This window comes from Verrucomicrobiia bacterium, from assembly GCA_036268055.1.
GTDB lineage: Bacteria > Verrucomicrobiota > Verrucomicrobiia > Limisphaerales > Pedosphaeraceae > DATAUW01.
On record DATAUW010000041.1, the window covers coordinates 159,947 to 178,678 of the forward strand.

An 18,732-nucleotide genomic window follows, 5' to 3' on the forward strand; every position below is an offset into this window, starting at 1 on the left:
GTATCGCTATGCCTATTGAAAATAAAAACGAAAACCTTTTTTACGCAATCTCACATTTGGATAAAAATGAAGCGATTAGACTTATAGAAGATCGCGCGGAAATCAATGGGCTCACTGATGCGGGAGACAGTGTTTGGTCAATCATAATATCGAGTGGAATTGACGCTGTGAAACTAGCATTAGACCTCGGTGCCAATATTAACAAATTGGACAATAACTCACATGGCCCTTTGTATTGGACAATATTTTCACCAGAAAGCGCTGGGGTGGCAGAATTTTTATTCTCGAAGGGTGTAAAATTTGAAGAACCTTCGCGTGCAGATAAATTCAATCTTTTTCACACAGCAGCACAAGCGGGCAACAAAAATATTTTAGAAGTATTTTTAAGGAATGGTCCAGCCGATTTATTGATGCAACCTAACTGTATGGGCAAAAACCCTTCAGAAGAAGCCCTTCATGCCGGGAAAATAGATTGTGCTCGGCTGATCGGAAAACATCTCAGTTTGATGTCCAACTGCTGACTTTTTTTTAATAATGAATTACTATTACGACAGCGCGGTCATTGAAAAAAGTTTGAAAGTCTGATCGAAAAGATCGTCCTTAGAGAGAATGAAACTGTATCCTCCTCGTATTGCTTTCTTGTAAGAAAGTATGCAAAAGCCAACAGTGCTTAGAGCCAGTTGAAAGGCTTTAACTGAAAAAAGTGCGACGCACCTTCTTCTGACCTTCTTTGCTTTTCATCCGCACTCACTCCAAATTGAAAAACAAAAACGGCGCGGACCATTAAGTCCGCGCCGTCATGTTTAAAATCTCTGGCGATTACTTGGTCGGAACCGTCGCAATCGTCTGCAGGATGCGGCTGGCGATCTTGTACGGATCACCCTGCGAGTTCGGACGGCGATCTTCCAAGTAACCCCGGTAATCATTATTGACAAAGCTGTGCGGCACACGCACCGACGCGCCACGGTTGGCGATGCCATAGTTGAACTTGTCAATGGACTGCGTTTCATGCAGGCCCGTCAGGCGCAGATGATTGTCCGGCCCGTAAACGGCGATGTGTTCGTTCTTGTACTTGTCGAACGCCGCCATCAGTTTCTCGAAATATTTCTTGCCGCCTTTTTCGCGCATGTAAGTCGTCGAGAAATTGCTGTGCATGCCCGAGCCGTTCCAATCCACGTCCACGCCCAGCGGTTTGCAATGCCAGTTGACATCCACGCCGTAGGTTTCGCACAGGCGCATCAACAGGTAGCGCGCCATCCACATCTGGTCGGCCGCGGTCTTGGAACCCTTGCCGAAGATCTGGAATTCCCACTGGCCCTTGGCCACTTCGGAATTGATGCCTTCATGATTGATGCCGGCGTCCAGGCAGACTTCCAAATGCTTTTCGACAATTTCGCGGGCGATGCAGCCCACGTTCTTGTAACCCACGCCGGTATAATATTCACCCTGGGGCGGAGGGAAACCGCCGCCTTTGGGGAAGCCCAGGGGAGCGCCGTCCTTGTAAAGGAAATATTCCTGCTCATAGCCGAACCAGGCGCCGGGATCGTCCAAAATGGTCGCGCGGCTGTTGCTCGGATGCGGGGTCTTGCAATCGGGCATCATGACTTCGCACATGACGAGCACGCCGTTCTTGCGCGTGGAATCGGGATAAACCGCGACGGGCTTGAGCATGCAATCAGAACTGCGGCCTTCGGCCTGGCGGGTCGAACTTCCGTCAAAGCCCCAGAACGGCAACATTTCGAGCGTGGGAAAAGTATCAAATTCCTTGATTTGAGTTTTGCCGCGGAGGTTGGGCACGGGTTGATAGCCGTCGAGCCAGATATATTCTAATTTGTATTTCGCCATGTGCGTAATTTTGTTTTTGATTTAGCTTCGTATCACGAGAGTAAAAACAAGCAGCCGCTTGTATTGCAATCGGATGTTTCCATCATCAGCAGAGACGATGCCAAATTGCAAGCGCTTTGCTTTCGCCAATTCAAAAAAAAATGTATTAATGCTTGGCCATCAAATATTTCGACAATCATGGATTTTACACATCGAAGACTTTCTTCCGGTAAATTTTCTGTTCACATTTGCCCATGCTGTTCAAAAATAATCTTTGAAAATGTCGTCACACATTTCCTCGCTGCAAACCAGCTTTTCAATTCACTTCGGATGCGCCATGCTCCGGCGTCGCGCGGCTCGCGGCTATTATTATGTTGAAAGTCAAAGACACTCTGCGCTCGACCGTGAATCTCACCTTCGATGGCCGCGTAATCAAAGCCTACCACGGACCCGACGCTGAAAAGCGCTTCACGCATGAAGTCGAAGTGTTGCGCTTTCTCGAGGCGAAGGGCTGCACTTTCGTCCCGCGCTTGCTCGAAGCGGACGAAAAACGCCTGCGCATCATCACGACGAATTGCGGCACGCGCGTCGAGCATCTCGATGAAAAACGCACGAAGGAATTATTCGCCGAACTGGAAACCTTCGGCGTTCGCCACGACGATCCCGATGTCCGCAACGTCACCTATCGCCAATCCGATGGCCGCTTCTGTCTCGTGGATTTCGAGTTCGCCACCTTGCTGCCAAAACATCACTCATGAAATCGCCCACCCCCGCCAATCCCGCAACTTCCCTGAAATGGTTCGGCTGGACGGACCGTGGCAAAGTCCGCGCGAACAATGAGGACGCTTTTCTCGGCCTGCAATTCGACGCCCGCGAAACGCATCGCCTCGGCAAGGTCGGCGAAGCCGCCGTGCAAAATCACGATTACGTTTTCGCCGTCAGCGATGGCATGGGCGGCGCGCTCGCAGGCGAATATGCTAGCAAGATCGCCGTGGATAAAATCACCACGCTCCTCCCAAAGGCATTTCGACATTCCGCTTTGGGGATGGAGGCCGGCTTCAGCGATTTGCTCACCGAACTTTTTACCGAAACGCATCGCGCCCTCGCCTACCTCGGCAGTTCCTACGAGGAATGTGCCGGCATGGAAGCCACATTGACGCTCGGCTGGTTCACACCGTTATGGCTTTACTTCGGTCACATCGGCGACAGCCGCCTTTATTACCTGCCCGCCGCCACCGGCCAGATTCGCCAGGTGACTCATGACGATACTCATGTCGGCTGGCTTTTTCGCAACGGCCAAATCAACGAGCGCGAAGCCCGCACGCATCCGCGCCGCAACGTCCTTCAAAAAGCGCTCGGCGGCGCTAATCAATTCGTGGACCCGCAAGTCGGCGCAATCGGCTGCGAAGCGGGAGACGTTTTTCTCATTTGCAGCGATGGCTTGATTGACGGCCTGTACGATCACCAAATTGCCGACCTCATAAAACCTTCCAGGCGCCGAAAAAAAGAAATCAATCCCGCCCAACAACTCGTCCAGGCCGCCCTCGAAACCGGTGGCCGCGACAACATCACCGCCCTCGTCATCCAAGTGCATTAATGTACCTCGGCACCTTCCCCGGTAGAGACTCCGCAGTCCCGTAGGGACGACAGATCTTTGCCCAGCAATTTATTGCTGGGTTTAAATCCATTGCAAGCCAAGTCCCGCAGGGACGAAAGAATTCCTTTATGAAACCTGCGACCACCACTCATCCCACTCTTCCGCAAAAAAATTTCCCGCTTGAATCGCGTCCCGCGCCCATCACAATCCCGTCATGACTATCAAAGACCCCGAGATTGTGGACATCTCCACCCCCACCGGCCCGATGCGCACGCACATCTATCGCCCGGCAGCCGCGGGACGTTATCCCGGCGTCGTTTTTTTCTCTGAAATATTTCAAATCACCGGCCCCATCCGCCGCACCGCCGCGATGCTCGCCGGGCACGGTTTCGTCGTCGCCGTTCCAGAAATTTATCACGAACTCGAACCATCCGGCACCGTCCTTGCGTATGACACCGCCGGCGCCGAACGCGGCAACGCCGACAAGACCGCCAAGGAACTTTCCAGCTACGATGCCGACGCCCGCGCCGCTCTCGATCATCTCAAGTCACTTCCCTATTGCACTGGCAAATTAGGTTCGATGGGCATTTGCATCGGCGGCCATCTTTCATTTCGCGCCGCGATGAATTCCGACGTGCAAGCCGGCGCTTGCTTTTACGCCACCGATATTCACAAGCGCAGCCTCGGCAAAGGCATGAACGATAATTCGCTCGATCGCATGAAGGAAATCAAAGGCGAGATGCTCATGGTCTGGGGACGCCAGGACCCGCACATTCCCACCGAAGGCCGCGCTCTCGTTTATCAGGCGATGACCGCCGCCGGGGTCAATTTCACCTGGCACGAATTCAACGGCCAGCATGCCTTCCTCCGCGATGAAGGCGCACGCTACGATCCCGAACTCGCGCTCATTTCCTACGGTCTCGTCTTCGACCTCTTCAAACGCAAACTCAACGAAGGCGACGTCTCCCCATCATCAACTGATTCATCAAAATCCTCAAAAATTTCGACTCATTAACTTTTCTCTCTGATTCATTTCCTCCACTCTGCGCCTCTGCGTCTCTGCGCCTCTGCGTCAAAAAATCTATTTCCATTTCCCGCGCCACCGACTTCGGTTATGCTTAAACCGTGTCGTTCGCCGAACAACTCGCATCGCATCCCGCGCTGAACCAAGTCACCGTCCCTGATCTTTGGCAGCAGCAAGCCGTGGCAGCATTGCGCGACGGAAAAAATGTCGTCGTTCAGGCCCCCACCGGTGCCGGCAAGACGCTGATCTTCGAGCTTTGGTCTAACGCCGGAAAAAATCGCGGCCAGGCAATTTACACCGTCCCCACTCGCGCGCTCGCCAACGACAAACTTGCCGAATGGCGCGCCCGCGGCTGGGATGTCGGCATCGCTACCGGCGATCTTGCCGAAAATCTTCACGCGCCGATTTTGGTCGCCACTCTTGAGACCCAAAAAAATCGCCTCATCCAGGGCGATGGCCCCGCCCTGCTCGTCGTGGACGAATATCAAATGATCGGCGACGCTGATCGCGGCCTCAACTATGAACTCGCCCTCGCGCTCGCGCCCCCGCACACGCAATTTCTCCTGCTCAGCGGCAGCGTCGCCAATCCCAATGACGTCGTGAAATGGCTGCAACGCCTTGGCCGTTCCGCCGTGCTCATCCGCCACGATCATCGCCCGGTTCCGCTGGAAGAAGTTCTCGCGAACAATATCAGTTATCATTTGCCCAGCGACATTCGCGGTTACTGGCCGCGCCTCGCCGCCAAATGCCTCGCCGAAGACCTTGGGCCGATTTTGATTTTCGCGCCGCGGCGTCAGGCGGCGGAATCCATGGCCGCCGAACTCGCGCGCAATTTGCCCACGCCCAATCCGCTTCAACTCAGCGCCGAACAAAAACTGATCGTCGGCGATCATCTCGCCAAGCTTTTAAAAAGCCGCATCGCTTATCATCACAGCGGTCTAAGTTATGGCGCGCGGGCGGGCGTCATCGAACCACTCGCGAAGGCAGGCCAACTGCGCATTGTCGTCGCCACGATGGGTCTTGCCGCCGGAATTAATTTTTCCCTGCGCAGCGTCGCGCTCGCGGGCGCGTCCTATCGCCGCGATCAACTCGAGCAACCGCTCAAGGCGGACGAAATTCTTCAGATGTTCGGCCGCGCGGGACGGCGTGGGCTCGACGAAACCGGTTTCGCGCTCGTGACCGCGAATGAACTGCGCCTGCTCGATGCGCATCCCGCGCATCTCGCGCGCAGCGCCGCCGTGGATTGGAGCGCGCTGCTCGGCCTGATGACCCTCGCCGCGCAACATCAGCGCGACCCTTTCCGCGAAGCCGTCCGCATCCAGGAACGCCTGTTCACCACCAAGCCTATTTTCCTCGGCGTCGAAGAATCTCTAAAACATCCCGACGTTCCCTGCGGCCTGAAAACCGACGCCGAGCGCGCCCGCCACGTCCGCAAACATTACCGCGAAATGTTCAACACGCGCGGCGAATGGCAACCCATTCCCGATCCCGTCGAAAAACCCTTGCGCGAAATTTTCTCACTTCCCGCACAAACCACCCCCGATGCATCCGCTTCCCCTAATTCCGCACTCCGCATTCCGCACTCCGCACTCGGAATTCCTGCTGCCTTAGAAAAAGTGGGCATCGGAAATCTCTGCATCCTCTCCGAACCCGGCGCGCCAAAAATTTATGGCCGGGCCATGACCGTCGCCGACAAATTGAACGATGACCGCGTCATCATCGCCAAGTGGGTTCGACGATTGCTCGATTGGAATGGACGCCAGGCGCCGCTCGCCGTGTGGACGGAAAAAATTGCGCCACTGCTCACGGAAAAATTGGCGCAACAAAAAACTCCCGTCGTTCGCATCGTGACCCAAGGCCATCGCATCATGGCGCAAGTGAGTCTTGCCGAACTCACCTTGCGCGTGCCGGTGGACGCTCACGGCGTCGCGCTGTGGCGGCCCGTCGAACGTGACGTTCTGCCGCCCGACTGCGCGCGTTGCTCCCTGGTTCCCGTGTGCCGCGAATTACCCACGAACACCGGCACGGCATTGCTGTGGCGCCGTCTCGGTTTGGTGGATGCCGCCGGCGTGCCGACGTTGCGCGGCCAGGTCGTCAGTTTTTTTTCGCAAGGCGATGGACTCGCCATCGCTGCCGCGCTCGAAGACCTGAATTATCCGCTCGACGAAATGATTTACGACCTGGCGAATTTGGACGCCGGTTTTCGTTTTTGCGGTGAAGACAATCGCTGGGCCGGCCGCCTCGCCATCGCCTGCCACCAGATTTTTGGGCTGCAATCCGTCACTGGATATTTGGAAAACGGTATGCCACCGAAATACGGCGCGGGCGCGGAGCAAGTCGTCGCCGCCGTCCATAAAAATCCCGCCAACAAACACGCTTACATCACCGACCTGCTCGGCGCGGGTGACATTGACCGCATCATTATCGAGTGGCGGAGCCTGTTGCGCCAGATCATCCACGCGCCCGATCTGGATTGGCCGCGCTGGCGTGACCTTAAGAATGTTGCGCGCGCGACCCTGCAGGAAACCGAATCGCCCACGCTGACAACCTTGCCGCCCTTGGAATATCACCAAACCAAACGCGTTGACCACCGCCTAATTCTTCGCCGCCATTAATATGTCACGATCAATGGACAAAAAATTTAATATCCGTCCCGCAACGGTCGAAGACGTTCCCGCCATTCTCAAATTCATCCGGGCCTTGGCCGATTACGAAAAACTTTCCCATCAAGTCACCGCGACTGAAGAACTGCTGCGGCACACGCTCTTCGAAAAAAAATCCGCCGAAGTGCTTCTCGCCAGCGAAGGCGATGTCCCGGTGGGTTTCGCTGTTTTCTTTCATAACTTCTCGACGTTTCTCGGCAAGCCGGGAATTTATCTCGAAGATGTTTTCGTGCTGCCGGAATTTCGCGGACGCGGTTATGGCAAAGCGTTGATGGTCTATCTTGCCCGGCTCGCTTGCGAACGTGATTGCGGGCGTTTCGAATGGTCCGTCCTCGATTGGAACCAGCCCTCGATTGATTTCTACAGATCCATCGGCGCAAATCCGCTGAGCGAATGGATCATCCAGCGCATGACAGGCGATGTGATCAAAAATCTCGCCGCCCAAAAATTGCCGCACGAATAGTAGAGCATTGACAGAAATTATGTAGCGGTGTGAAGCGAGGATTTTTGGCTTTTGGCGAGGCTTTGGCGAAGGAAGCAGGCCCGCAGTGGCCTGTGACTGAGCCAAAACGAAGCCAAAAGCCAAAAAGACCGCTTCCTTTCAGGGCACTACCACACCGCTACATAATTTGTGGAGATGCTCTAAGCGATGAGAAAATAAAAAAGGCGGACTGTTTCCAGTCCGCCTCGTGTAAATAATTAATTCAGCCTAACCGCGCTATCAGCGGGCAGGACGCGGCCCGCTACGGCGGTCATCGCGCGGAGGACGATTGTCCCGGCGTCCACCACGATCGCCACCCCGGCCACGATCATCACCGCGGCCATCGCGAGGCTGCTGCTCTTCGTCCGAACCACGGCCCACATCGGCCGGCTGTCCGTCGGCACCGGCAGCGCCTTCTGGAGGAGGTGTGCCCCCGCCCATTTCGGCATCGCGGTCGGCCATGGCGGCGCGGCGCGAAAGTTTTACGCGGCCTTTTTCATCCACGCCCAGGCACTTGACCCAGATTTCGTCACCGATCTTGACGATGTCTTCGGTCTGCTTGACGCGGAAATTCGCCAGTTCGCTGATGTGAACCAAGCCGTCCTTGCCCGGCAGGAATTCCACGAACGCGCCGAATTCCTTGATGGTCACGACCCGTCCGCGATAGATCTTGCCGATCTCCGCTTCCGCCGTCATGCCCTCGATGGATTCGCGCGCAATCTTCATGCCTTCGGACGACACGGAATAAATATTCACCGTGCCATCGTCTTCGATGTTGATTTCGCAACCAGATTCTTCGACCAGGCGTTTGATGTTCTTACCGCCAGGTCCGATCAGCGCACCAATCTTTTCCGGATTGATCTTCAGGGTGATGATGCGCGGAGCGTACTTGCTCAATTCGGCGCGCGGCGCGGACAGCGTCTTGGCCATTTCGCCCAGCACGAACAAACGAGCCACGCGGGCGCGCTCAACGGCTTCCGACATCAATTCATGCGAAATACCGCGGAGCTTCAAGTCCAACTGAAAACCGGTGATGCCCTTTTCCGTGCCGGCGATTTTGCAATCCATGTCGCAGAAACCGTCTTCCCAACCGATGATGTCGGTGAGCAGTTTATAGCGGGAAATATTGTCGAGATCATCATGATCAGTGCAGATGCCGATGCTGATGCCCGCGACCGGGCGAATCATCGGAACACCTGCGTCGAGCAATGCCAGCGTGCCGCCGCAGACCGACGCCATCGAAGTGGAACCATTCGATTCCATGATTTCGCTCACCACGCGCACCGCATAGGGATATTCCGCGGGCAACATGGATTCGAGCGAGCGTTCCGCCAACGCGCCGTGGCCAATCTCGCGGCGTCCGGGACCGCTAATGCGGCCGGTTTCGCCAACCGAGAAATTCGGGAAGTTATAATGGAGGAGAAACTTCTTCTCGTTTTTGCCGCCAGTGTAGGAATCAAATTCCTGAGCGTCTTCGCCGGTGCCAAGCGTGACGAGCGTGACGGCTTGGGTTTCACCGCGAGCGAAGATCGCCGAACCGTGAGCGCGAGGGAGAATGCCCGCCTCAGTCGAGATGGCGCGCACGGTGTCCATCGCGCGACCATCCAAACGCTTGCCGTGATCCAGCACGAGCGCGCGGACATTTTCCTTTTGCAGATAGTATGCGACGTCTTTCAACATGAAGTCCGTCACTTTTTCTGCCCCGAATTTTTCCACGAGTTTCTTACCGACTTCGGCAAAGATCGCGCTGACCGCAGCTTCGCGCGCGAGTTTTCCCGGAGTCAACAATGCCGGAATAATGCGATCGCCCGCGAGCGACTTCGCTTCCTTCAAAACTTCTTCCGGAACAATCGTCGTCGTGATCGTCCGCTTCTTTTTGCCGGCGGCGGCGGCCAATTTTTTCTGCGCTTCGATCAGCGGCTGGCAGGCTTCATGGCCGAATTTCAAAGCGGCGTTGAAGTCAGCCTCGGAAATTTCCTTGGCCGCGCCTTCATACATGACGATGTCTTTGGAGTTGCCGACATACACGAGGTCGAGATCGCTCTCGGCCATTTCGACATGCGTCGGGTTCGCAACAAACTTGCCGCCGATGCGGCCGATGCGCAACGCGCCCAGCGGACCGTCCCACGGAATATCACTCACCGACAACGCCGCCGAAGCGCCGATGATACTGAGAATGTCAGGATCGTTTTCACCGTCGGCGCTGAGCACTACGGTTTGCACTTGGACTTCGTTATACCAGCCTTTGGGGAACAACGGACGAATCGGGCGATCGGTCAAACGGCAGGTGAGAATTTCTTTTTCCGTCGGGCGGCCTTCGCGCTTGAAGTAACCGCCGGGGAATTTTCCGGCAGCGGCGGCTTTTTCACGGTAATCCACCGTGAGGGGGAAAAATTCCTGGCCGGGCTTGGCCTTCACCGCGGCAACGGCGGCCACGAGGACGATGGTTTCACCGAGTTGGACGGTTACAGCGCCGTCCGCCTGCTTGGCAAGTTTCCCGGTTTCGATGTGAATCTGCTTGTCGCCTAACGAGGCGCTAATTTTTTCTGGCATAGAGTTTATTTCTACCCGCTGCCACGAGAAACTTCAGTGAACACCTGTAGCGCAGGTGCTGATTGAAATTACCCAGGAGCGGAGTTGTTAAAACGTGCGGTCGTTGAGGTGAAAATCGGTCCGGCCACGTTCCCCGTCCCGATTAAATGAAAATAAATGGCGAAGGCCCGCCCTCCATGTGAACCACGGTGAAGCGCCCCCTGCCCCATACCGATTACTTGCGCAACTTGAGCTTCTTCGTCACCGCCGTGTAGCGGCTGACGTCGGTGTTGTGCAGATAATCCAGCAAACGGCGGCGTTGGCCGACCATCACCAGCAACCCGCGGCGCGAGCTGTGGTCTTTCAAATTCTTTTGCAGATGCTCAGTCAAATGGTTGATCCGCTGCGTCAATAACGCGATCTGCACATCCGCCGAGCCGGTGTCGCGCTCGTGCAATTTAAATCCGTCAATCGTCTTCACTTTTGCTTCCATAATTAACTCGTAAATGTTTCTTTAAAATTAAAGGTCTGTAACATTAAGTGGATTTCAAAAGGCTGTAAAGCACTTTCCCACCCGTTTTAACTGCTCTGCCAGCGGGACTTCCACGCCGACCATGCTGGAATAAAGTGACATCAGACCACGAACTCCAGTTCCTGCCGATGCCCCAGCAACCCCTGTTCAAAACCCCGGCCTAAAAATCGCCGGATGGATTTCCGCCCCTTTTCACCATAGTCAAGTGTCCAATGGTTCACATACATGCCGACAAATTTGTCGGCCAAGTCGCGGCCCATGTCGCGCGCATATTGAAGCGCGTGCTGCACCGCTTCTGCGCGATGGTCCAAACTGAACTGAATGCTCGCGGTGAGCACGTCCGAAATCTGCTTGCGCACCGCTGGCGCAAAACGCTTGTGGATCACATTTCCGCCCAGCGGCAATGGCAACCCCTCATTTTCCCTGCCCCACCAGACTCCCAAATCCTCGCACACGACCAGTCCCTCATTGCGATACGTCAGTTGACCTTCGTGAATGATCAGGCCGACTTCGGCTGCGCCGCTGCGCACGGCCTCAAAAATTTTATCGAATGGCACGACAATGTAATTGAAATCCTTCGCCGGTTTGCCGAGCCATAATTGCAACGCAAGAAACGCGCTCGTCATCGTGCCGGGAACTGCGATTTTTTTTCGCGCCACTTCCTCTTTGGAAAATGTTTGTTTCGCCACGAGCATCGGGCCATAGCCATCGCCCATGCTCGCGCCGCTCGGCAGCAGCGCGTATTGTTCGCTCACGTAGGCATAGGCGTGGATGCTGATCGCGGAAATGTCCAGTTCGCCGCGCGTGGCGCGTTCATTCAGCGTCTGGATGTCCTGCAAAATGTGTTCGAATCTAAAACCGTGGCTGGGAATCAATTCCTTCGCCAGCCCGTAAAACATAAAGGCATCGTCTGGGTCCGGCGAATGTCCCAGCGTCAAAATCTTATTGTCCATGCGTCATTCTTCCGTGGCAAACGGCGATGTGTCGAATAAAAATGTTCATTGAGCGCGCAACCGAGTGCGGATATTTTCCGGGAATGCTGCGGTTGATGACGCTCATTTGCCTGGGCCTGCTCGTGGGTTGCGCCTCCAACCCGCCGCAACCCACGAAAGATTCCTTCGAGCCCGACCTGATGATCCTGAAATCGCGCGTCGAATTGCCGATGACGCCCGTCGGCAATCACCAATGGCAAGTGAGCGCCGAGCTTGGCGGCGTGCGGGGAATTTTCGCCTTGGACACCGGCTCCGAAACCACCGTCATCACGCCGCAATTCGCGGAAAAGATCGGCCTGTTAAAAACCGCCACGCGCGGGAAATTCGGCGGACCCAATCCACTGCATCAGCAAGTGCGCTACGCAAAATTGAATTCTGCCTGGTTCGACGGATTGCTCTTCGCCAATTTCTACGTGCCGATTCTCAGCCTCGACCATCTGAATCGAGCGACGCACACGCATTTGGACGGCATCTTGGGAAATAATATTTTGAGCAAGGTTGTCTGCAGCTTCGATTGGAAAAAACATCTATTGACGCTCGATCCCGAACCAGCTCCCAAACCACCCAACGCAATACCGATTGTCTCACGAAAACGTCGAATTTTTCTAAACGCTACTGTGAACGGTTCACCGGTCGAATTTGCCGTGGATACCGGCGCTTACAGTTCTTCGATCACCGAAAATGAATTGCGCCGATTGTACATTCCTGCCGCCAAAATTTCCCAAGTCAAAATTCCGCGCGCGGACATCGCCGAAATCAGCCCGCTACAACAAACCCAGGCCAGCCTGGATATTTTTCAACTCGGCCCAATCAGTCGTACCAATTTTCCTATATTAACGTGGCACGACAACGTCATCGGCATGGATCTACTCGAAGGCGGACGGCTTATATTGAATGCGAATGCCGGATGGATGTCGCTCGGCGAATAGACTGCAATTATTTTTTCCGCCCCGTGAATACCTGCATCATCCGAAGCTCATTTCGGATTTCCCAGCCGAGATGTTTCCAGAACGCTTTGCCGCCGGCATTATTCGCATAGACGAAGATATTGCATTTAACGATCCCAAGCCGATTTAACTTTTCGAGACAGCGCAGCACGATCTGAGTGCCAATGCCCTGCCCGCGAAAATCTTTTGCAACCGCCAAATGATGCAAATATCCCCGGCGGCCATCGTGCCCGCACAACATTGCGCCCACGAGTTTTCCATTCTCAAGCCGCGCCACCTGGCTCAAGCCCCGATTATGCTTCAGATAAATCACCGTGTTTTCGTGGCTGTCGGACTCGCTCAACCCCACGCCCTCAGTCGCCCGCCAAAGCGCAGTAACCTCATCAAAATCCTTAATCGTCATCGGCTTGATCACGTAACTCATAATTTTGAAAACCCATTTTGTTCTCGTGCAGTTAAAGATTTTCGTCACCACCTTAACATTCCCTTGGCGCGTCCATTCGCCCAAACCCTGGCTACTCCCATCAAACCGCCCGCCAATCCAGCATCTTCAACTGCACCGTCCGCCGCCCATTAAATTCATTGATCTGCGGCACGAATGCCACGTCGAAATGTCCCACCGGCAGCGACGCCTCCTTGCCCGCGCCCCACCAAACGGTTTCATGCGTCACCGCGCCATCAGTCAACCACAACTTGACATGTTGTTTCTGCGGCCCCATGCGCATGAGCGGACGCGCTTGCGTTAAGTTGCGCGCAACGAATTGCACAGCAGGATTCCCCTGCCCCATCGGTTGCAATCGCTCCAATTCCTCGACCAGGTCCACCGTGATTTCTTTCAGGCCAAGTTCGCCGTCGAGGCGCAACAGCGGTTGCAGCATTTCACCTTTCAATGAATGCCGTGCTAAATCATTCAGTCGCTCGCGCAACGCCACCAGATTATCCGGCTGAATCGTCAAACCCGCCGCCATCGCGTGCCCGCCGTGGCGCACGAGCAGATCATTGCACTCGCGCAACGCCGCCGCCAAATCGAATCCGGCGATGCTTCGCCCCGAACCACGCCATTCGCTGCCCTCCCCGCCGACAATGATGGTTGGCCGGTAAAATTGTTGCAGCACGCGCGACGCCACGATGCCCACCACGCCAATGTGCCAAAGCAATTCGCCTTCCACGATCACAAAATCCGTCTCGGGGTTGAACCGCGAACGCACCGCGCCGATGACTTGCTCCGCGATGCCGCGCTCGATTTTTTGGCGCTCACGATTTCGCAAGTCAAGGTCTTGTGCCATCAGTTCCGCCGCCGCGAGATCGGATACCATCAATAACTGCAACGACTCCTCGGCGGTTTCCAGACGTCCCGCCGCGTTCAGGCGCGGAGCGAGTTGAAAACCAACTTCATAAACTCCCGGCGTGCCTGTCACCGCCGCAACCTTTTTCAACGCCACCAAACCCGGCCGCGGTGTCACGCCCAGTCGCTCCAATCCCATCCTCACCAGAATGCGATTCTCATTCGTCAACGGCGCAAGGTCGGCGATGGTTCCGAGCGCGACGAGGTCAAGCAGTGTGCGCACGTCAAAATTATTCGCCGCCGGCCAATTCAATTCGCGGCCGCGTTTGACGAGCGCGTGCGCCAGTTTGAAGACCAACCCAACCGAACAAAATTCGTGGTACAGGCCTTCGCAAATATGCGGATTGACCAGCGCAACCGCCGCGGGTGGAGGCGAAGAAATCTGGTGATGATCGAACACCAAAACCTCCACGCCTTGTTGACCGAGCCATTCGATCGAGGCATTCGCCGTCGAGCCGCAATCCACCGCGACCATCAGCGTGCAGGGAAATTTTCGCAGACAATTTTCCACTCCGTCCTGGCTGAGCCCGTAGCCCTCGTCCATGCGATGCGGCAGATAAAAATTCACACGCCAGCCGAGCGCGCGCAACGTCTCGGTGAGCAACGCCGTCGAAGTCACGCCGTCCACGTCGTAATCGCCGAAAATGACCAGCGATTCATTTTTCTCACGGGCGCGAAGCAATCGCTCGACCGCTGTACTCATATTCGGCAACAGAAAAGGATCGGTCAAATGCTTGAGACGCGGTTCGAGAAAAGCGGCAATGGATGAAGGTTCGCTGAAGCCGCGATTGATCAGGCATTGCACGAGCCACGGCGAAAGTTTCAATCCGGTGGCGAGCGTGTTGGCGAGCAACGGCTGGGCGGGCGCGACTGACCAGCGGTATTTCATGCGCCGGATCCGCCGCCCGAAGCTGGTTTGCGTTCCGCCACCAATTTTGACGCCACGATGGAAACGCCGATGATCAAAACCACCACGACCAGCGCCAGCGAATCGGGGATGTCCACTTGAAACCAGCGCGGCGGATCGTCATGCGGGTCGAGCAGCATCTTCGCGCCGATGAAAACGAGGACGATGGACAAACCGGTTTTGAGAAAACGAAATAATCCGATCGCGCCCGCCAAAATAAAATAAAGCGTCCGCAATCCCAGGATCGCAAAAACATTCGACGTGAAAACAATGAAGGAACGCCGGGTCACGCCAAAGATTGCGGGAATCGAATCCACGGCAAAAAGCAAATCCGTCGTCTCGACCAGCAGCAGCACCAGGAACAACGGCGTCATCGCCCGGCGGCCATTGGCCCAGGTGAAAAATTTTTGGCCGTCAAAATCCGGCGCGACCGGAAATAATTTTCGCACGCCGCTAACGACAAAACTGGTTTCCGGATCCACGCCGGTGTCTTTGCCGAAAAGCATTTTCAGGCCGGTGATGACGATGAATGCGCCGAACACGTAGAGAACCCATTCAAAGCGTGAAATGAGTTCCACCCCGACCCAGATCATCATGCCGCGCATGACCAGCGCGCCAAGGATTCCCCAGAACAAAACGCGATGCTGATACAAAACCGGCACGCGAAAAAAGGTGAAGATGAGCGCGATGATGAAGACATTGTCCATGGACAACGAAAGTTCGATAAAATAGCCGGTGAAAAATTCCACCGCCTCCTTGCGGCTGCGCAAGAGCGCCAGACCACCCGCGAACAACACCGCGAGGGAAAACCACAAAATCGTCCAGACCAGCGCTTCCTTGTATTTGACTTCGCGCGGTTCCCGATGGAACACGCCCAAATCTAACGCGAGAAAAATGAGGACACAAACGATGAAAGCTCCCCAGTACCACGGGGAGATTTCAGCCAGTGCCAGCATGGCGATTTAGTTTAGCCGCGCGCGGTGGAAACCCGATTCTCCACCACCACGACTTGCGAACCGGTCTTTGGCCGCGCCCCTTTATGCCACCAGAGGACGAGCGCGCTGGCGATGTAAATACTGGAGTAAGTGCCGGTGATGATACCGACGAGGAAGGTGAACGCGAAGTCGTTGATCGCGCCGCCGCCGAAAATATAAAGTGAAAGCGTGGCAATCAACACCGTGCCGGAAGTGATGAGCGTTCGGCTCAGCGTCTGGTTCAACGCCTGGTTGATCAGCTCCTTGAAACTGCCGCGCACGCCCAATTTCAAGTCTTCGCGAATACGGTCGAAGATAACGATCGTATCGTTGATGGAAAAACCGATGATCGTGAGAACCGCCGCCACCATGGTCGCGTTGAATTCGCGGCCGTGGCCGAATAAACCGGTCAGGCAATAGCAGCCGATGGTCATCAGCACATCGTGAATCACCGCCAGCACCGCGCCGACCGCGAACGAAAATTCATAGCGGAACGCCACGTAAATCAATATGCCGAACAGCGACGCCAAACTCGCCAGAATGGCCGTCGTTTGAATCTCCTTGCCGATGGTCGGCCCGACATTTTCTGAACCTTTGCGAATAAATCCAGCCTCGGGAAAATCTTTCTTCAAGACAGATTCCACCTTGGGAGATGTGCCATTTTCAGAAGTGATGGAGAGCGTCTCAGCCCCGCCACCGACGATGTCCTGCTGGTATTGCACGACTGGATCGAATACTCCTGCTTCCTTGGTCAGCGCCGTGCGAATTTTTTCCGCATCTACTTTTTGCGTAAAACCCATGATCAGGTTATCGCCGCCCTTGAAAGAAATACCCATCATCTTGTCCCCGCGCACGAAAATGCCGTAAGCGAGGCCGACGATGATGATCGTCCAGGAAAGCGCGAAGGCTGGCTTGGCCAGTTTCATGAAATCCAATTTCAAGGTCGCCGGAATCAAATGCAACATGCGGATTTTCGTGATCATCCCCCTCGCGATCAGGAAGTCGAAAATCAAGCGCGTCACGACCAGCGCCGTGAACAAACTCGCGGCGACACCGATGGTCAGCGTCACACCGAAGCCCTTGATGGGACCGGTTCCCATGTAAATCAGGATGACCGACGAAATCAGCGTCGTAACGTGCGAATCGAAAATCGTGCCGAACGCGCGGTCATAGCCCGCTTGCAACGCGCCGCGCAAAGATTTGCCCTTCGCCGATTCCTCGCGGATACGCTCGAAGATCAGCACGTTCGCGTCCACCGCCATACCGATGGTCAGCACCACACCCGCGATGCCAGGCAGCGTCAGCGTTGTGCCAATCGAGCACATCACGCCAAGGAGAATGATAATATTTGTGATGAGCGCAATGTCCGCCACCGCGCCGGCGAACATATAATAAATCATCATGAACGCCGCAACGAAGACCGTGCCGAGCACCGCCGAAGTCACACCGCTTTTCACCGTGTCACTGCCGAGCGTCGGGTCCACACTGTTTTCGGCGATGATTTTCACCGGCGCTTGCAACGGATTTTCGAGCACGTTGGCAAGCTGTTGCGCCTGCGCGTCGGTGAAATGGCCCGTGATGACGCCGCTGCCGTTTTCAATCGCGCTATTGATGCGTGGCGCGGATTGCAATTCGCCGTCGAGCACGATGGCCAGCAAGCGGCCAATGTTATCGCGCGTGACCTGTCCAAAAATATCCGCCCCCTGCGAGTTGAGTGTGAAATTGATTTCCGGCCGTCCCATCTCATCGCGGGACATGAAGGCGCTGGTGATATAGGCGCCCGTCAATTCCGGCTTCTTCTTCACAAGATACGGAGTGATGCGTGAAGTGCCGTCCGGCTCCGTGTCTTTTTCTTTCAGGATTTCATAGCCGGGTTCAACCAGGCCGTCCTTGAGTAATTGGTCGCTGTTTTCATGAACGATGCGCAATTCCAGGTACGCCGCCTCCTGGATGGATGCCCGCGCCGCATCCTTGTCGGCTTCGGAAAGACCGGGCAACTGGATCAGGATGCGATTATCGCCCTGCGGCTGGATCACGGGCTCGGCGACGCCAAACTTATCCACGCGTTTGCGCAATACTTCCGCCGCCTGGGAAAGCGCCGCTTCCTTGCCCTCTTGCGCAATGATGCTGTTGGTCGCGTTTTCAAGGCGATTGGTCTGCATCTCGACCAGGAACGAAGTGCCGCCCTGAAGGTCGAGGCCCAAACGGATTTTTCCCGCGCCCTCGCGCTGCAAACGATTCAACACCGCGCGATTGGGATTCAACTCGCCCTTGACGTCGTAGAACGGAAAGTAGTGCGACAGATCATTCGTGCCTACGGATTCCATCAGATTGGAAAACTCGCGTTGCGGATGGGCCGCCTGCAATTCCTTGAAATGCGTCATGATCTGCGTGAAGGCCGGGTCTTTGCGCACGGCTTTTTCCTCGAAAGAAACAGCCAGGTCCCGGCTCACCGGCGGATACATTTCGTAAAACGACCAGACGACTACGAGGACAACAAAGATAAATTTCCCAAGATTATTTCGATTCATGACATTGCTTTTAAATTAAGATTCGGTGGCGGCCGCTTCGCCGGAGCGCTCGGTGATTTCTGTGACCGCAGACTTGAGCACCTCGAGTTTGGTTTCTGCCGAGCGGATGGCCAGGGAGCGTTCCTTGACGCTGACGACGATGCCGATCAATCCCCCGCTGGTGACGATCTTGTCGCCCGGCCGGACGGCTTTGAGCATCTCGGCGTGTTGCTTGGCCTTTTTCGATTGGGGCCGGATCATCACGAAATACAATGCGACAAACATCAAGGCGAATGGAACCAGCGTCATCCACGTCGGTGGCTGCTGCTGGGCGGCGGCCGGGGCCGCGTCGGCCAAAAACAATTTCAAACTCATAGCTATAAATAAAGTGAGCCGTTTAATCT

The 18,732-nt window shown here is 55.4% G+C and carries 16 protein-coding genes; 7 read left to right on the top strand and 9 right to left on the bottom strand.

The annotated features are described in order from the left end of the window. Positions 1-8 precede the first annotated feature (8 nt). Positions 9-521, top strand: a complete 513-nt coding sequence (locus VH413_20385) for a hypothetical protein (GenBank protein HEX3801061.1) — start codon at positions 9-11, stop codon at positions 519-521. 298 nt (positions 522-819) lie between these two features. Here VH413_20385 and VH413_20390 read toward each other — a convergent pair whose 3' ends face one another. Beyond that, on the bottom strand, positions 820-1,845 hold the full coding sequence (locus VH413_20390; GenBank protein HEX3801062.1) for a glutamine synthetase beta-grasp domain-containing protein: 1,026 nt from the start codon (positions 1,843-1,845) through the stop codon (positions 820-822). A 350-nt stretch (positions 1,846-2,195) separates the two neighbouring features. Here VH413_20390 and VH413_20395 point away from each other — a divergent pair, with 350 nt between their 5' ends. From VH413_20395 to VH413_20415, 5 genes are all read left to right on the top strand, one after another. Further along, positions 2,196-2,582: a serine/threonine protein phosphatase gene (locus tag VH413_20395; GenBank protein HEX3801063.1), complete on the top strand. Its 387-nt coding sequence runs from the start codon at positions 2,196-2,198 to the stop codon at positions 2,580-2,582. Next, complete coding sequence (locus tag VH413_20400) at positions 2,579-3,421, top strand: PP2C family serine/threonine-protein phosphatase (GenBank protein ID HEX3801064.1); 843 nt, start codon at positions 2,579-2,581, stop codon at positions 3,419-3,421. Before VH413_20395 ends, VH413_20400 begins: the two co-directional genes overlap by 4 nt. A gap of 214 nt (positions 3,422-3,635) precedes the next feature. Continuing rightward, entirely contained in the window at positions 3,636-4,436 is an 801-nt protein-coding gene (locus VH413_20405; GenBank protein HEX3801065.1) for a dienelactone hydrolase family protein, read from the top strand. A gap of 110 nt (positions 4,437-4,546) precedes the next feature. Further along, complete coding sequence (locus tag VH413_20410) at positions 4,547-7,060, top strand: DEAD/DEAH box helicase (protein ID HEX3801066.1); 2,514 nt, start codon at positions 4,547-4,549, stop codon at positions 7,058-7,060. A 1-nt stretch (position 7,061) separates the two neighbouring features. Continuing rightward, positions 7,062-7,571, top strand: coding sequence for a GNAT family N-acetyltransferase (locus tag VH413_20415; protein HEX3801067.1), 510 nt, complete (start codon positions 7,062-7,064; stop codon positions 7,569-7,571). 258 nt (positions 7,572-7,829) lie between these two features. Here VH413_20415 and pnp read toward each other — a convergent pair whose 3' ends face one another. The 3 genes from pnp to VH413_20430 all read right to left on the bottom strand — a co-directional run bounded on the left by pnp (position 7,830) and on the right by VH413_20430 (position 11,606). Beyond that, the gene (gene pnp, locus VH413_20420) at positions 7,830-10,142 is read right to left on the bottom strand and encodes a polyribonucleotide nucleotidyltransferase (protein ID HEX3801068.1); all 2,313 of its coding nucleotides are present in this window, start codon (positions 10,140-10,142) and stop codon (positions 7,830-7,832) included. Positions 10,143-10,356: 214 nt separating this feature from the next. Beyond that, positions 10,357-10,614, bottom strand: coding sequence for a 30S ribosomal protein S15 (gene rpsO / locus VH413_20425; GenBank protein ID HEX3801069.1), 258 nt, complete (start codon positions 10,612-10,614; stop codon positions 10,357-10,359). Between the two features lie 140 nt (positions 10,615-10,754). Beyond that, the gene (locus VH413_20430; GenBank protein HEX3801070.1) at positions 10,755-11,606 is read right to left on the bottom strand and encodes an MqnA/MqnD/SBP family protein; all 852 of its coding nucleotides are present in this window, start codon (positions 11,604-11,606) and stop codon (positions 10,755-10,757) included. A 41-nt stretch (positions 11,607-11,647) separates the two neighbouring features. Between VH413_20430 and VH413_20435 the strand changes: the two genes are divergently transcribed. Further along, a complete protein-coding gene (locus VH413_20435) occupies positions 11,648-12,574 on the top strand; it encodes a retropepsin-like aspartic protease (protein HEX3801071.1) in 927 nt (308 codons plus the stop codon). 7 nt (positions 12,575-12,581) lie between these two features. On the opposite strand, the gene VH413_20440 is transcribed toward VH413_20435, so the two are convergent. The 5 genes from VH413_20440 to yajC form a co-directional block, all read right to left on the bottom strand. Then, positions 12,582-13,016 (bottom strand): GNAT family N-acetyltransferase, encoded by a 435-nt coding sequence (locus VH413_20440; GenBank protein ID HEX3801072.1) that lies wholly within the window; start codon positions 13,014-13,016, stop codon positions 12,582-12,584. A 100-nt stretch (positions 13,017-13,116) separates the two neighbouring features. Further along, the gene (gene recJ, locus VH413_20445) at positions 13,117-14,826 is read right to left on the bottom strand and encodes a single-stranded-DNA-specific exonuclease RecJ (protein HEX3801073.1); all 1,710 of its coding nucleotides are present in this window, start codon (positions 14,824-14,826) and stop codon (positions 13,117-13,119) included. Next, a complete protein-coding gene (locus tag VH413_20450; protein HEX3801074.1) occupies positions 14,823-15,800 on the bottom strand; it encodes a TerC family protein in 978 nt (325 codons plus the stop codon). The genes recJ and VH413_20450 overlap by 4 nt, the downstream gene beginning before the upstream one ends. Positions 15,801-15,811: 11 nt before the next feature. Further along, entirely contained in the window at positions 15,812-18,349 is a 2,538-nt protein-coding gene (secD, locus tag VH413_20455; GenBank protein ID HEX3801075.1) for a protein translocase subunit SecD, read from the bottom strand. Positions 18,350-18,364: 15 nt separating this feature from the next. After that, positions 18,365-18,703, bottom strand: coding sequence for a preprotein translocase subunit YajC (yajC, locus tag VH413_20460; protein HEX3801076.1), 339 nt, complete (start codon positions 18,701-18,703; stop codon positions 18,365-18,367). Positions 18,704-18,732: the final 29 nt, after the last annotated feature.